A 15,590-nucleotide genomic window follows, 5' to 3' on the forward strand; every position below is an offset into this window, starting at 1 on the left:
TGGGCCAAGCAGTCATACCGGAGCGCATGGCAAAACAGCTTGATTATCATACCATTCGCGAGATTTTCACGCGCTTCCACACGGCAGAGGCCGAGCCCAAGGGCGAGTTGGAACACGTGAACGTCTACACGCTGGTTGTGGCGGTTGCTTTGTCGGCGCAAGCCACGGATGCGGGCGTGAACAAAGCGACCCGCGAATTGTTCAAAATTGCCGATACCCCGCAAAAGATGCTCGACCTCGGGCTGGACCGCGTGACCGAACATATCAAGACCATCGGCCTTTTTCGCAACAAGGCCAAAAACGTCATCAAGATGAGCCAGATTTTGGTCGATGATTATGGCGGGCAGGTGCCCAATTCCCGCGCTGCTCTGCAATCGCTGCCCGGTGTGGGCCGTAAGACGGCCAATGTGGTGCTTAATATGTGGTGGGGCCAACCAGCACAGGCTGTGGACACCCATATCTTTCGTTTCGGCAATCGCAGCGGTGTCGCGGTCGGCAAGGATGTCGATGCGGTTGAGCGCGCGATCGAGGATCACATCCCTGCCGATTTCCAACTGCACGCCCATCACTGGATGATCCTGCATGGTCGCTATACCTGTGTGGCGCGAAAACCAAAATGTGCGGCCTGTCTGGTCCGCGATCTCTGCCTGTTTGAGGATAAGAACCTATGAGTAATTTCGACGTAATCGGTATCGGCAACGCAATTGTCGATGTGATTGGCCATGCCAATGATACATTCCTTGATCACATGGGGATCGAGAAGGGCATCATGCAACTGATCGAACGGGATCGGGCAGAGGTGCTTTATGCCGCGATGCAGGATCGCACCGAAACGCCCGGTGGATCGGTGGCGAATACAATTGCAGGTTTGGGTAGCTTGGGCCTGTCCACCGCCTTTATCGGGAAGGTGAAAGATGACGCACTTGGCCGGTTCTACGCCAAAGGGATGGAAGACGCTGGCACAGCATTTCCCAACTTGCCATCCGCCAGCGCGGAGGCGCCGACGTCGCGCTCTATGATCTTTGTTTCACCGGATGGCGAGCGGTCGATGAACACCTATCTGGGTGCTGGGGCCGATCTGGGGCAGGGCGACGTGTCCGAGGCCTTGTTTGAAGGCGGCAAGATCCTGTTCCTCGAAGGGTATCTTTTTGACAAGGACGACGGGAAAACCGCTTTCAGTGCGGCAGCACAACTGATGCGTGCTGCGGGCGGGCGGGCAGGTATCACGCTGTCCGATCCATTCTGCGCAGACCGCCACCGCGCCGATTTCCAACGCCTTGTCGCCGAAGACATGGACTTCGTTCTGGGCAACGCGGCTGAGTGGACGACGCTGTATGAAACGGATGACCTTGATGCAGCACTGAAGCAGGCCAGTGCCGTTTGTGAGACGGTTGTTTGCACCTGTTCGGGTGACCCGGTCATTCTGATCCGAGGCGACGAGCGCATTGAAGTGCCGGTGCGCAAGGTCGTGCCGGTTGATGCGACAGGTGCGGGCGATCAGTTTGCCGCAGGTTTCCTTTACGGGTTTACCACCGGCCAACCGCTGGAAACCAGCGGGCGTATGGGTGTGGTGGCGGCGGCAGAGGTGATCGGACATATCGGCCCACGGCCGAAAGCGGATCTCAAGAGCCTCTTTGCGGCTGAAGGGCTGATCTAAGCCAAAGTGCGTCGAGCGCATCAACGGCTGTTACGTCGAAGCGCTCTTCTTCTTTCCAGTATCTGCCGGATGGCACGTAGTAGGCCAAACGTCGTTCTTCGGCGAGGGCTGCCTCAACTGCGGTTTTATCCATCGCAAGCGGCGTTGCCGTCGCTGCGGTTGCTGCGGTTGCGCGCGGAAAGATCAGACGGCTTTCGTCTTCAGACAGGTTCACCATGGCACATTTCTGACGCGCGGCCATTGCCATCAAACGCGCTGACTTTGCCTCTAGCGAGCGTAGTGTCACATCCTCACGCAGGGGATCAGCCGTCCCCTTGCCATAGAAATGCGTGTTGCCTGCCCCGGCATAGACCATGTCACAGCCCAAAACGGCAATCACACGCGGCTTGAGTGCGGCAAGCGCCCAGTATGACGCGGTAAAGGCCATCGTGCCCCCTGCATAAACGAACCCACCCAATGTGTTCTGCATCGGCACATAATCCGCAGCACGGATGACCCTCTGGTTCGGGCGAAGCCCTGACGGCATGCGTTCGGTCGGAAAATCATCGGGGTGGATCAGGTCATCCCAGTCAGGACGCACCGCCCAGGCGTTGTTGATCGCCACGATCCGATCAAAGGGTGCGCGCGACCAATCGCGGCAGTTCACAACGTTCGGCCCGCTGCCTAGGATAAGGACGACAGTCACGTTTGCTCGTTCCTAAAGGTTACCGAGACGTGACCTAGTGTTGCATTCGCCGGTGTCGAGCCACAGCCCATTCTTCCCTTGTTCGAAAATATCTCCGGGGGAAGCCCATAAGCAACGGTTCTGCTATTGGCCAAGTTTCGCGTGCACCTCATCAAGGTCGATCTCGCCAATGGGCATCTTGTTGGCGGGGTTTTCAAAGTCATATTTGAAAAGCCGGAAATCCCTTTTGTAGATTTCATAGATCAAATGCATCGACAGGTCGTCGAAGTAGTCCTCGACCGGGTGCGCGCGCTTGGGGCCGTGCCCTTCGCTTTCGTTGAAACGGGGGATTTGCGTCAGATCGACCGGATGCGCTGTTTCCATGCCGTTCAACACATCTTGCATGCCGTCGTTGAATTGTTCCGTCCAGAAAATCTTGTCATAGCGCCCCCCATTCACAATGAAGGTCGAGACATGACCGGACATGGCGGACCAGTGGATGTCAGGCTCCATCGGGCGACGCCACCGGATGGTGTCGCGGGCGAACAGCAGAAAGCGGCGGAAGCTCTTGATCTGATCGAACTCAAAGCCGTTGTCGGGGTCCCCGACTTCGATCCCGTATTTCTGGATCAGTAGGGGTACAAGATTGCCACGGTAGTATTTGCCATTGCGCTGCACGCCACAGATTTTGTCAAAGAACGATGACAGGATGCGGGTGTAGGGATTGCGCACGCAGGTGAAAGCATAGCTTTTGTGCTGGCGCACGTTCGTTTCGATCACGTCCTGGCTGTCATCCAGCGCCCATTTATGGATACCCGTTTTCGCATCATGGATGTCGCCATCAAAAAACGTGCCATGATCAGAATAATACATGATCTGACCAATGCTAGAGCACGCGCATTTGGGCACGACGCGATAGACCATGCTTTCGCTGCTTGTCATCCATGTGCCCGGAAAGTTGGCCACTTGTGCGTTCCTTCTTGTTCTGTCCCTTTAAGAGCAAAGAAACACTGTCACTTCAATGTCTGTTCGCGTTATGACAGCTCTCGACGCGTATCAACCAAAGGATAACTGCCGGTTCATGGCCCGCATCGCCTTCATTCTCTTGTGTCACAAGAACCCAGATGCCGTTGTGCAGCAGGCAACGCAGCTGACGGCGGCGGGTGACTATATTGCCATTCACTTCGATGGGTCTGCGGCGCAATCGGATTTTCGGGCCATCCAGGATGGGCTGGCGGGCAACCCCAATGTGGTTTTTGCCAAGCGGCGCATCAAATGCGGTTGGGGCGAGTGGAGCCTTGTGCAGGCGACACTGAACGCGGTTGCGGCTGCCGAAGAGGCATTCCCAAGGGCCACGCATTTCTACATGGTGTCTGGCGATTGCATGCCGATCAAATCGGCCAAATTCGCGCATCAGATGCTAGATGGAAATGATGTCGACTATATCGAAAGCTATGACTTCTTTGACAGCGACTGGATCAAGACAGGGTTTCGCGAAGAGCGACTGATCTACCGCCATTTCTTTAACGAACGCACCCAAAAGCGGCGTTTCTACGCGGCCCTTGCCTTGCAAGAGCGCTTCAAGATCACCCGAGACATCCCCAAGGACATGCAGATCATGATCGGATCGCAATGGTGGTGCCTGCGCCGCCGCACGGTTGAGGCGATCCTTGAATTCACCAAGACCCGCCGTGATGTGATGCGGTTCTTCCGCACAACGTGGATTCCCGATGAGACGTTTTTTCAGACCCTGGTTCGGCATCTTGTACCGGGGCGCGAGATTGAAAACCGCACGCTGACATTCCTGATGTTCACCGACTACGGCATGCCGGTGACCTTCTATAATGACCACTACGATCTGCTGCTTGGGCAGGACGGTATTTTTGCCCGCAAGATCAGCGCTGAGGCTGAAGGGCTACGCAACCGCCTCGGTGATCTTTATGCCGGAGAGAAGATGGATTTTGTGATCTCCGACGAGGGGCGCAACCTGTTTCGGTTCCTGACCGGGCGCGGCCGGATCGGTCGCCGTTTCGCGCCGCGTTTTTGGGAAAACGAAACAACCCTTGGCCGCAGTCGCGAGTTGATGATTATTGCCTGTAAGAAGTGGCATGTCGCCAAACGTCTTGTCGCCTCTGTTCGGCAGCACACAAATGTGCCCGCGATTGAGTATCTGTTTAATGAGGACGCGACCGAGATGCCTGATCTGGGTGGTATTGAAAGCAGTCTGCGCAAACGTGGCCGCCACCGCCGGGCGCTCATGCGGATGCTGTTTGATCACTACGACAGCGATCGTTTGGTTATTTGCCTTGATACATCCAACCTTGATCTGATGCGCGATTTCTTCACGGACCGTGCGACTGTGCGCCTGTTGGAGATCGAATGTCGGTTTGATGATGCCTACCTTGTGGGTCACGCCAAACGTGTCGGGTTGGCGGGTGAACAAACTAGCGCCGCAACGCTGGAACGCCTGTTGCCGACCATTCGCCATGACATGATCTATGAACGCAACGCGATCCGGGATGCTGAGTTTGCCAATGCAACCCGGATCAAGGAAACCGCGTCACTGGATGAAAACGCCGCAGCGATTGCCCAGTTTCTGAGCACTTCGCCGGACGTGGCCCGCGAACTTGCCGATACCCCCCACCTTTTTGTTGATTGAGGACCCTCATGGACTTTGCCTACGACGACCAGAACATCTTTGCCAAAATCCTGCGCGGAGAAATCCCCAACAAAACGGTCTATGAAAACGACCATGCCTTGGCCTTTGAAGATATAGCGCCACAAGCGCCAGTGCATGTTCTGATCATTCCCAAGGGCGCTTACGTGAGCCTTGATCACTTTGCCCGCGATGCGTCAGCCGAAGATCAGGCCGGTTTCATGCAGGCCGTTGCCGAGGTTTGCCGGATCACGGACGTCGGTGCAGGGTTCCGCGCGATTGCGAACACCCGCACCCATGGCGTGCAGGACGTGCCGCATTATCACATGCATATTCTGGGCGGCCGCCAGCTCGGGCGGATGTTGCAAGGTTAACGCGACGAGGTCAGCGACAGGAACACATCTTCCAGATGCGCCTCTTCGGTGCGCACGTCTTTGATGATGATGCCGGCATCTTTAACCAGTGACAGGATTTGATCTGCGGGGGTGACCCCGCTTTTGTAAGTGAATGCCAGTGTGCCATTGGGTTGTTTTTGCCCGATGATGGTGTCTGGCAACTGCGGCAGGTCGGCTGCGGTTTCCGGGGTGATCACAAGTGTCTTGCTGTCCAGCCTGCTAAGAAGATTGGCCGTGCTGTCTTTCACAATCACCTCACCATGGTTGATGATGGCGATGTCGTCGCACATCTCTTCGGCCTCTTCGAGGTAATGGGTGGTAAGAATGATAGTCATGCCCTCGTCGTTCAAACGGCGAACATTCTGCCACAGCATATTGCGCAGCGCGATATCCACCCCGGCGGTAGGTTCGTCCAGCACAAGGATTTGCGGGCTATGCACCAGTGCTTTGCCCAGCAATAGCCTGCGCCGCATTCCGCCTGAAAGCGAGCGGGCATAGGCGTCGGCCTTGTCGGTCAACCCAATCAGGTCAAGGATTTCAGCGGTTTTGCGTTGGCTTTTTGGCACACCGTATAGCCCCGCCTGCACGTCCAAAGATCCCGCTGGCGTAAAGAATGGGTCAAGATGCGGCTCTTGCGGCATGATGCCAATGGCCGCGCGCGATTGCCGGGGGTTTTCGTCTTGATCAAAGCCCCAAATTTTCACCGATCCGGCGGATTTCACGACCAAACCGGCCAGAATATTGATCAAGGTGGATTTGCCCGCGCCATTCGGCCCCAGTAGCCCAAAAATCGACCCGCGCGGGATTGTCAGATCAACGCCTTTTAGCGCCTCTTTCGCGGCTGAGTGCCCTGTTGCAGCATAGGTCTTTTTCAGACCGAGAATTTCTATGGCATTGTCGGTCATGCTGGTCTTTCCCCTGTGCCGCGCCTGCGGTATATCTTCATGATCTAAGGCGGGCAGCGGCCCGCGGCAACCAGATGAGATTGATCATGTCCACACCGGCACCCGAAACGAAGATTGTTCATGATTGGCGCGTGGCCTGTGATGGGGGCGAAGGCGCGCTGGGCCATCCACGTGTCTGGCTGCAAATCCCGCACGAGCATGGTTGGATCGAATGTCCTTATTGCGATGCCAAACTGGTGCATAAGGAATTCGAAGGCCGGGTCTAGGTTCAGGCCCTGCACAGTTTCTGTTCGTGGGTGCGTGTTTTGCGGTAGTTATCTGCGGGCTATATGCTGCTTGTGCAATGCAAGGAGCATGCAATGACATTCCGACCCGTCACCCAAACCACCCATGCCCAACCCACCATGGAGGGTGCTGGCGTCCATCTGCACCGCGTTTTCGGCTTTGGTGACCCAAGCGAGAGCGACCCGTTTCTGCTGTTGGATGATTTCCGCAATGATGATCCGGCCCATTACGAGCGCGGCTTTCCTTGGCATCCCCATCGCGGGATTGAGACGATCACCTACGTGTTGGAGGGCGAAGTTGCCCATGGCGACTCGCTTGGGAACAACGGTGTGCTGGGGGCAGGGTCCGTTCAATGGATGACGGCAGGATCGGGCATTCTGCATCAGGAAATGCCAAGCGGGAATGCGGCGGGCCAAATGCATGGCTTTCAGCTGTGGGCGAATCTGCCGTCATCCCTCAAAATGACTGCACCTCGCTATCAGGACATTTCTGGCTCTGATGTGCCCGAAATCATTGATGATGATGGCACAAGGGTAAAAATCATCACCGGCAATTTTTGGGGCAAGGCGGGTCCGGTGGATGGCATCGCCGCTGATCCGCTTTATCTTGATATCTCGATCCCGCCCAATACACGAAAGACTTTGCCCGTTGATACCCGTGCAAACGCATTTGCCTATGTCTTTGCAGGGGCAGGGCGGTTTGTGGATGCGGCTGATCCAGTTGGCGTGCGCGTCGAAAAGGAAGTGGCGGGGCAAGAGGTCAACATCCGCGACATGACTGGCAACCGGACGTTGGTACGTTTTGGGAACGGCGATGATGTCACCGTGCAGGCCGGGCCTGAGGGAATGCGCTTTTTGTTGATTGCCGGACGCCCTATTCAGGAACCCGTTGCATGGCACGGCCCCATTGTGATGAATACCCAGGCAGAGCTGCGTCAGGCCATGAAAGACCTGCAAAACGGGACCTTCATTCAGTCCGCGCACTAGACCCCCTGCGCCCCCCGAGTTAGGTGTTAAGCCAACACCAAAGGGGGTCCAACATGGCGTTTGGCAAAGGCTGTCACCTGCATCTGATCGACGGATCGGCGTTTATTTTCCGCGCTTATCACGCGCTGCCCCCACTGACGCGCAAGTCTGATGGTTTGCCTATCGGTGCGGTCAGTGGCTTTGTGAACATGCTGCAGCGCTATATTGAGGGCAACAATGGCGCAGATGCGGCCACCCATGTGGCTGTGATCTTTGACAAAGGCAGCCACACGTTTCGCAACGACATGTATGATCAGTACAAGGCCAACCGAGAAGCGATGCCCGAGGATTTGCGGCCGCAAATGCCGCTAACGCGCACGGCCACCAAAGCCTTCAACATCGCCTGCGAAGAAGTGGAAGGGTTTGAGGCTGACGATATCATCGCCACCCTGTCCCATCAGGCGCGCGATGCTGGTGGTCGGGTCACCATTGTGTCGTCAGACAAGGACCTGATGCAGTTGGTTGGTGACGGGGTCGAGATGCTTGATCCGATGAAGAACAAGCGCATTGATAGTGACGGTGTGGTAGAAAAATTTGGCGTCGGACCAGAGCGTGTTGTGGATGTGCAGGCGCTGGCCGGTGACAGCGTGGACAATGTACCAGGCGCGCCGGGGATCGGGATCAAGACCGCCGCTTTGCTGATCAACGAATATGGCGATCTGGAAAGCTTGCTGGACCGCGCAGGAGAGATCAAACAACCCAAGCGTCGTGAGACATTGATCGAAAACCGCGCGCAGATCGAGTTGTCCAAGAAACTTGTGCAGCTTGATTGTGGGATGACGCTGGAATTCACGCTGGATGATCTGGAAGTGCGCGAACCGGATGTGGAAACGCTTTTGGGGTTTCTGGCAGAGATGGAATTCCGCACCGTAACCAAACGGATTGCAGACAAACTGGGTGTTGAACCCCCGGTGATCGAGGAAAAAACCCCTGCCGCCGAAGAGGCTGCCGCGCCGGAGGCTGTGCCCTTTGATGCGGATGCCTACGAGTGCGTTCGTGATGCAGCGACGCTGGAAACATGGATCACCCGCATTCGCGCGCGTGGCTATGTTGCTGTTGATACCGAAACCACTGGCCTGAACGAAATGATTGCTGATTTGGTTGGTGTTTCCTTGTCGGTTGAGCCGGGCCAAGCCTGCTATATCCCGCTGGCACATAAATCTGCGGAATCAGATGATCTTTTTGGCTCTGACGATCTGGCCGAGGGGCAGATGGGTTTTGAGGATTGCCTTGCGCTGCTCAAACCCGTTTTGGAAGATCCGGCCATCCTGAAAATCGGCCAGAACATGAAGTATGACGCCAAGATATTTGCCCGTCTAGATATCGCCGTTGCTCCGATAGATGACACGATGCTGATGTCTTACGCCATGAACGCGGGGCTGCATAATCACGGCATGGATACGTTGTCCGAGCGCTATCTGGGACACACGCCGATCCCGATCAAGCCTCTGCTGGGCACGGGTAAATCTGCGATAACCTTTGACCGGGTGCCGGTTGATGATGCGGTGAAATACGCTGCAGAGGACGCCGACATCACTTTGCGCCTTTGGCAGCAGTTCAAACCACAATTGCATGTGAAACGGGTGACCTCCGTCTATGAGACGATGGAACGCCCGTTGGTGCCGGTGCTTGCCCAAATGGAACGCAACGGGATCAAGGTGGACCGCGACACTCTTAGCCGGATGTCGAATGGCTTTGCCCAGAAACTGGCAGGGCTTGAAGCGGAAATTCAAGAAATGGCGGGACGGCCCTTTAATGTGGGATCACCCAAGCAGTTGGGCGAAATCCTGTTCGATGAGATGGGAATGCCCGGCGGCAAGAAAGGCAAAACCGGCGCCTATGCCACGGGTGCCGATGTACTTGAAGATCTCGCAACCGAGCATGAATTGCCGGGCCGAGTGTTGGACTGGCGGCAATTGTCGAAGCTGAAATCGACATACACCGATGCGCTGCAAGAACACATCAACGCGGACACTGGCCGCGTACATACCTCTTATTCCATTGCAGGTGCTAACACCGGCCGCCTCGCGTCCACTGATCCAAACTTGCAGAATATCCCGGTCCGATCCGAGGAAGGGCGGCGCATCCGAGAGGCTTTTGTGGCCGATGAAGGCAAGGTCATTGTCAGTCTCGACTATTCCCAGATCGAGCTGCGCATTCTGGCCCATATCGCCGAGATTGATGCGCTCAAACAGGCATTCCTTGATGGGATCGACATTCACGCGATGACAGCGTCAGAGATGTTTGACGTGCCGCTGGATGAGATGACACCGGATGTGCGTCGTCAGGCCAAGGCGATCAACTTTGGCGTCATCTACGGCATCTCTGGCTTTGGTCTGGCGCGTAACCTGCGCATTCCCCGCAGCGAGGCGCAGGGGTTCATTGACCGCTATTTTGAACGCTTCCCCGGCATTCGCAAATACATGGATGACACCGTCGCCTTCGCCAAAGAGCACGCCTATGTGCAAACGCTCTTTGGTCGCAAGATCAATACGCCAGAGATCAACGCCAAGGGGCCACATGCGGGCTTTGCCAAACGCGCCGCGATTAATGCGCCTATTCAAGGCACGGCGGCAGATGTGATCCGCCGCGCCATGATCCGTATGCCCGCAGCGATTGAAGGTCTTCCAGCCAAGATGTTGCTACAGGTCCATGACGAATTGATCTTCGAGGTTGAAGAAGGTGCGACGGATGATCTGATCACCGCCGCGCGTGACGTCATGGAAAACGCAAGTGACCCGGCGGTGAAGCTTGATGTCAAACTGGCGGTGGACGCAGGGCAGGGTGCCAACTGGGCCGAAGCGCACTAGCGACGTTAACCCACCGAATGTGCCGCCGTGATCAACGCATGATGCAATGACCCGGCAGAGGCGCGCGGCCCGAGGATGCGGATATGCTCGGGGTTGTCGCGGCGGATCACAAAGCAGCCCAACTGGTGGATCATTGTGCGCTGGGCGTCGCCTGCCACCATCCGCCTGATGGGTACTGCGCAAAGCCTCTCACAAAGGTCCGGCATCGCGGGGCCGATCACGTCAAAGCAAACCCATGCACCAGATTGTTCGGTGACAGAGGCTGCATCGCCGAACTTGTTCTTCAATGCATCTGCCAGCAGTTCATGCGTTTCGCGGGGTGCGCCGATCATCCATTGATCCGGCCCCATCCAGAACCCGGCCTCGGGGTCATGCAACACGGCTTTGCCGGGTGCGGGCACAGTGCCCAACAGCTTTTTCAGGGCTGTATGACAGGCCTTTTCATGCCCCATTCGCGCGGCAACTGAGGCCAGCGCCAGACCGTTGTTCCCGGTGATGGTGATATGGTCGAATGTATCGATGTGCGGGTCGGCCCCGCCCAAAGCTGTCACTGGCTGAAGATCATGCACGCAGACGTTCCCCCTCTGGGTCAATGAAATGGGCGCTGGTGATTTCGACCTGCACGTCCACGCCAGTCAGCGGGCTGACAAGGCGCATGCGCTCGCCCATGCGATCCGTTCCGTTCTTGAGGAAACCAATCGCAATGGCATGGCCCAGATGGGGCGAATAGCAGGCCGAGGTGGCATACCCCTGATCATGTGCCGCATCGACAGGGCCGTCCGCGTCCATCAGATGCGCTCCGGCGGGCACGGGATCATTAGGATCAACAGGTTTGATCCCGACCTGAGAAAGTTGCCCGTCGCCGTTCAATCCGTCACGCTCCGAGAGCGTCGACCCGATGCTGTCCTTCTTCTTGGATACCATCCGCGCCATCCCAAGGTTCAGCGCGGTTGTGGTTCCGTTCAGTTCATTGCCCGCCGCATGCCCTTTTTCGATACGCATGACGCCCAGTGCTTCCGTGCCATAGGGTGTCACATCATATTGTGCGCCGACTTCCATGATCTTGCGCATCAGCGCATCGCCGTATTCGGTTGGTACCGCGATTTCATAGGCCAGCTCACCACTGAAAGAGATACGAAACAGCCGCGCACGCAGCCCGCCGCAGATGGTGATGTTGGCACAAGCCATGAAGGGGAATGCTTCGTTGCTGATGACCTGATCGACAATTGCCGACAACAGGTTGCGGCTGTTTGGCCCCGCAACAGCATATTGCGCCCATGCTTCGGTGGTTGAGATCAGTTGCACATCTATGTCGGGGAACAGACATTGGCGCACAAATTCCATATGCCGATAGACGGGCAGGGCGTTTGCTGTGGTTGTTGTTACCACGAAATGATCCTCGGCCAAGCGGGCCGCGGTGCCATCGTCCATCGCGATGCCGTCTTCGCGTAGCATCAGACCATAGCGGGTTTTGCCCACGGCCAGCTTTGCAAAGCCATTGCAGTAGATCTTGTTCAGGAAATCCGCCGCGTCTGTACCCTGCACATCGACCTTGCCCAGAGTTGTCACATCACAAACGCCGACCGATTTGCGCGTTGCCAGAACCTCGCGGTCGACGCTTTCGCGCCAGGTCGTCTCACCCTCACGGGGGAACCATTGCGCGCGTAGCCAATTGCCAACCTCTACAAAGACAGCGCCGTGTTCTTCGGCCCATTTGTGTGAAGGGGTCAGGCGTTTGGGGTGAAATTCCTGCCCACGATGTCGCCCACCCAGCGCGCCAATGGCCGTTGGCGTGTAAGGTGGGCGAAAGATCGTCGTGCCGACCTCGGGGATGGCCTTGCCCGCAAGCTCGGCCATAATCGCCAGACCGCCCATGTTCGATGTCTTGCCCTGATCGGTCGCCATGCCAAGTGTGGTGTAGCGCTTGAGGTGCTCGACGGAACGGAAGCCTTCTTGGTGGCTCAGCTTCACATCTTTGACGGTCACATCGTTTTGCTGATCCAGCCAGGCGCGCGAACACCCTTTGACGTACCAGAACGGTTTGAGGTTGATTGGGGCGTCCTCGGCCTTGGGTAGTTTTGGCAACCGCCCCTTCAGGCCCAACGCCAGTTTGGCCGCAGTAGCGCCGCCTTTCAATGCACCGGCGGTGGACATGTCACCATTGGCCGCACCGGCCACAATCATCCCGGTAGGCAGATCGGCACCGGGCACAAAGGCTGCGATACCGTCATTCCAAACCGGACGACCACGCTGATGGCATGTCATATGCACATTCGGGTTCCACCCACCCGACATGCCCAACGCCCCGCACTCCAGCGTGCGTATGCTGCCATCGGCCAGCTTTACCTCGGCAAAGGTCAGACCAAGCCGCCCTTTGGTGTCCACCACCTCACCCTGCAACACTTCGTAATCCATGCTGCGCGGCGCGTCGGGGCGCACATCGACGACAGCGCTGATTTTGACGCCCTTGGCATGCAGGTCAGCGGCGGTGCGGTGCCCGTCGTTATTATTGGTGAAGATTGCGACGCGTTTGTCTGCGGCAACAGCAAAGCGATTGGCATAGGTCCGCAGCGCTGATCCCAACATGATGCCTGGGCGGTCATTGTTTTCAAAGGCAATTGGGCGCTCTATCGCACCGGCTGCCAGAATGGTTTTTTGTGTGTAGATCCGCCAAAGCACCTGTCGCGGCTTGTTCGCGTCGGGCGTATGCAAGTGGTCGCCGACCCGTTCGACCGCGCCATAAATCCCATGATCAAACGCGCCAATCACCGTGGTGCGGGGCATGATCCGCACGTTGGGCAAGCTGCTAAGCTCGGCGATGGTCGCGGCCGCCCAATCGGCACCGGACTGATCGGCGATGCTCAGCGTTTCGCTGTTCAATCGGCCACCTAGTGCGAAATCCTCATCTGCGATGATGACGTCGGCACCAGCACGCCCGGCGATCAGCGCCGCCATAAGTCCCGCAGGGCCAGCCCCGATGATTAGCAGATCGCAATGCAGAAACCCCTTGTCATAGACATCCGGGTCATCTTTCAACGATAGCGATCCAAGGCCAGCGGCCTTGCGGATGATCGGCTCATAAAGTTTTTCCCAAAAGGCGGCGGGCCACATGAATGTCTTGTAGTAGAAACCGGCGGTCAGAAAGTTTGAAAGGCGGTCGTTGATCGCCAGTAAATCAAACCGCAACGACCCCATATGGTTCTGGCTTTTGGCAAGCAAACCATCATAAAGCTCGATGGTTGTTGCGCGTGTGTTGGGTTCCTGCCGCGCACCGCCGCGCAATTCGACCAACGCGTTGGGTTCTTCCGATCCTGCCGTCAAAACCCCGCGCGGGCGGTGGTATTTGAACGAGCGACCCATCAGCCGCACGCCATTGGCCAGCAAAGCCGAGGCGAGCGTATCGCCAGAATGTCCTGCGTAGGGATTCCCATCAAAGGTGAAATTGCAGGTCTTGGTGCGGTCGATCTGCCCGCCTGCCAATCGGTTCACTTGGGTCATTTGGACCGCCCCCTTGCACGGGCCACATCGCGGGCCAGTTCGACCTTGGAAATGTCGTGCGTGACCGTGTTACGGGTCACAACCAGCCAAGACCTGTCGCCCGCCTCGTGAAACCACAGCTCTTCATGCCAACCGGCGGGGTTGTCGCGCAGATAGCCGTATTCGTAGAATTCCTGTGCGGCCGTCTGCGACTGCCAATCGGGGCGGTCGATCAGCTTTGCGTCACCCATATAGGTGAATTCGGAGGCATCGCGGGGGCCCAGCAGCGGGTGGTCAATAATCATCAGTGCAAATTGGGCTGATTGCCCATCCCTTTTTCGTCGATCATCAAACCTTTTTCAAAGCGGTCAAACCGATAGGCAGTGGCGGTGGGGTGCGGCACGTCATTGGCCAGCAGATGCGCAAAGCAAAAGCCCGATGCAGGCGTGGCCTTGAACCCGCCGTAACACCAACCTCCGTTAAAATAGAGCCCGTCGATATGGGTGCGGTCGATGATGGGCGAGCCATCCATCGACATATCCATGATTCCACCCCACATCCGCAGCAACCTTGCGCGGCCAAAGGCCGGGAAGATGGCCATGCCACCTTCACAGACGTCCTCGACCGTGGGCAGATTGCCGCGCTGGGCATAAGAGTTGTAGCCATCTAGATCGCCACCAAAGACTAACCCGCCCTTGTCGGACTGGCTGACGTAAAAGTGGCCTGCTCCGAAAGTGACAACGCCGGGGAGGACAGGTTTCAAACCTTCGGACACAAAGGCCTGCAAGACATGGCTTTCCATCGGCAGGCGCATCTCGGCCTTGGACATCAGGCGGCTGGATGATCCGGCCACGGCGCAACCGACCTTCTTGGCACCGATGAACCCGCGCGAGGTTTCGACGCCCAGACATTTGCCATTCTCAATGCGGAAACCCGTCACTTCGCAATTCTGGATGATATCAACACCGCGACTGTCAGCACCCCGCGCATAACCCCAGGCCACCGCATCGTGACGCACCGTGCCACCGCGATGCTGGGCCAAGCCACCCTTGATGGGGAACCGGGCGTCTTCTGTATTCAGGAACGGATAGCGGGCCTTGATCTGCGCGGTCGTCAGCATCTCAGCATCGGCACCGTTCAGCAGCATCGCATTGCCGCGCCGGATAAATGCATCCCGCTGCGCATCCGAGTGGATCAGGTTCAGGATGCCACGCTGCGACACCATTGCGTTGTAATTGAAGTCCTGCTCCAACCCTTCCCAAAGCTTCAGTGAGAATTCGTAAAACGGTTCATTCCCATCCAGCAGATAGTTGGACCGGATGATCGTGGTATTGCGCCCGACGTTGCCGCCCCCGATCCACCCTTTTTCGAGCACTGCGATGCGTTTTTGCTCGTATTCCTTGGCTAGATAATAGGCTGTAGCCAGGCCATGCCCGCCACCACCGATGACGATGACATCGTATTCAGATTGCGGTTCGGGGTCGCGCCATGCGGGCGTCCACTCTTTGTGGCCGGTCAGAGCCTCTTTAATGACCTTCAATCCTGAATAGCGCATTCTCGACATCCTCTCTTGGGCAATGTGCTGCAACGAAAGGCAAACCGGAAACGAAGATCGGACAGGAACATCACCATTTGCGACAAGTGCTCGATTTTCAGCGATCACACTTTCACCCCTGATAAGAAAAAAACTTGATTGAGAGGAAAATAATGCGAGAG

At 56.9% G+C, this 15,590-nt stretch carries 14 protein-coding genes; 7 read left to right on the forward strand and 7 right to left on the reverse strand.

The window, feature by feature from the left end:
- Nucleotides 1–26: 26 nt before the first annotated feature.
- Both nth and DHN10_RS17915 read left to right on the forward strand, forming a co-directional pair.
- On the forward strand, nt 27–671 hold the full coding sequence (gene nth, locus DHN10_RS17910) for an endonuclease III (protein WP_108816727.1): 645 nt from the start codon (nt 27–29) through the stop codon (nt 669–671).
- Nucleotides 668–1,657: an adenosine kinase gene (locus tag DHN10_RS17915; protein ID WP_108816728.1), complete on the forward strand. Its 990-nt coding sequence runs from the start codon at nt 668–670 to the stop codon at nt 1,655–1,657. Before nth ends, DHN10_RS17915 begins: the two co-directional genes overlap by 4 nt.
- Here DHN10_RS17915 and DHN10_RS17920 read toward each other — a convergent pair.
- Both DHN10_RS17920 and DHN10_RS17925 read right to left on the reverse strand, forming a co-directional pair.
- On the reverse strand, nt 1,623–2,342 hold the full coding sequence (locus tag DHN10_RS17920; RefSeq protein ID WP_108816729.1) for a hypothetical protein: 720 nt from the start codon (nt 2,340–2,342) through the stop codon (nt 1,623–1,625). The genes DHN10_RS17915 and DHN10_RS17920 overlap by 35 nt on opposite strands.
- 123 nt (nt 2,343–2,465) lie before the next feature.
- Entirely contained in the window at nt 2,466–3,263 is a 798-nt protein-coding gene (locus DHN10_RS17925) for a sulfotransferase family protein (protein ID WP_108816730.1), read from the reverse strand.
- A 139-nt stretch (nt 3,264–3,402) separates the two neighbouring features.
- Here DHN10_RS17925 and DHN10_RS17930 point away from each other — a divergent pair, with 139 nt between their 5' ends.
- Together DHN10_RS17930 and DHN10_RS17935 are read left to right on the forward strand one after the other, a co-directional pair.
- A complete protein-coding gene (locus DHN10_RS17930) occupies nt 3,403–4,980 on the forward strand; it encodes a DUF5928 domain-containing protein (protein WP_108816731.1) in 1,578 nt (525 codons plus the stop codon).
- Nucleotides 4,981–4,988: 8 nt separating this feature from the next.
- Nucleotides 4,989–5,351, forward strand: coding sequence for an HIT domain-containing protein (locus DHN10_RS17935; protein ID WP_108816732.1), 363 nt, complete (start codon nt 4,989–4,991; stop codon nt 5,349–5,351).
- Here the strand turns inward: DHN10_RS17935 and DHN10_RS17940 are convergent.
- Nucleotides 5,348–6,277, reverse strand: coding sequence for an ABC transporter ATP-binding protein (locus DHN10_RS17940; RefSeq protein WP_108816733.1), 930 nt, complete (start codon nt 6,275–6,277; stop codon nt 5,348–5,350). The genes DHN10_RS17935 and DHN10_RS17940 overlap by 4 nt on opposite strands.
- Before the next feature lie 86 nt (nt 6,278–6,363).
- On the opposite strand from DHN10_RS17940, the gene DHN10_RS17945 reads away from it, so the two are divergent.
- From DHN10_RS17945 to polA, 3 genes are all read left to right on the forward strand, one after another.
- Nucleotides 6,364–6,543: a zinc-finger domain-containing protein gene (locus DHN10_RS17945; RefSeq protein WP_108816814.1), complete on the forward strand. Its 180-nt coding sequence runs from the start codon at nt 6,364–6,366 to the stop codon at nt 6,541–6,543.
- 93 nt (nt 6,544–6,636) lie between these two features.
- Complete coding sequence (locus tag DHN10_RS17950; RefSeq protein WP_108816734.1) at nt 6,637–7,548, forward strand: pirin family protein; 912 nt, start codon at nt 6,637–6,639, stop codon at nt 7,546–7,548.
- Between the two features lie 53 nt (nt 7,549–7,601).
- Nucleotides 7,602–10,397 (forward strand): DNA polymerase I, encoded by a 2,796-nt coding sequence (gene polA / locus DHN10_RS17955; protein WP_108816735.1) that lies wholly within the window; start codon nt 7,602–7,604, stop codon nt 10,395–10,397.
- A gap of 5 nt (nt 10,398–10,402) precedes the next feature.
- Here the strand turns inward: polA and DHN10_RS17960 are convergent, their stop codons facing one another.
- Genes DHN10_RS17960 through DHN10_RS17975 form a run of 4 tightly spaced genes read right to left on the reverse strand, consistent with a single transcriptional unit; the run spans nt 10,403 to nt 15,429 of the window.
- Complete coding sequence (locus DHN10_RS17960; RefSeq protein WP_108816736.1) at nt 10,403–10,966, reverse strand: sarcosine oxidase subunit gamma; 564 nt, start codon at nt 10,964–10,966, stop codon at nt 10,403–10,405.
- On the reverse strand, nt 10,959–13,895 hold the full coding sequence (locus tag DHN10_RS17965) for a sarcosine oxidase subunit alpha family protein (RefSeq protein ID WP_108816737.1): 2,937 nt from the start codon (nt 13,893–13,895) through the stop codon (nt 10,959–10,961). Before DHN10_RS17965 ends, DHN10_RS17960 begins: the two co-directional genes overlap by 8 nt.
- Nucleotides 13,892–14,179 (reverse strand): sarcosine oxidase subunit delta, encoded by a 288-nt coding sequence (locus DHN10_RS17970; RefSeq protein WP_108816738.1) that lies wholly within the window; start codon nt 14,177–14,179, stop codon nt 13,892–13,894. The genes DHN10_RS17965 and DHN10_RS17970 overlap by 4 nt, the downstream gene beginning before the upstream one ends.
- On the reverse strand, nt 14,179–15,429 hold the full coding sequence (locus DHN10_RS17975; protein ID WP_108816739.1) for a sarcosine oxidase subunit beta family protein: 1,251 nt from the start codon (nt 15,427–15,429) through the stop codon (nt 14,179–14,181). The genes DHN10_RS17970 and DHN10_RS17975 overlap by 1 nt, the downstream gene beginning before the upstream one ends.
- Nucleotides 15,430–15,590: the final 161 nt, after the last annotated feature.

Source organism: Loktanella sp. Alg231-35 (assembly GCF_900143545.1).
GTDB lineage: Bacteria > Pseudomonadota > Alphaproteobacteria > Rhodobacterales > Rhodobacteraceae > Yoonia.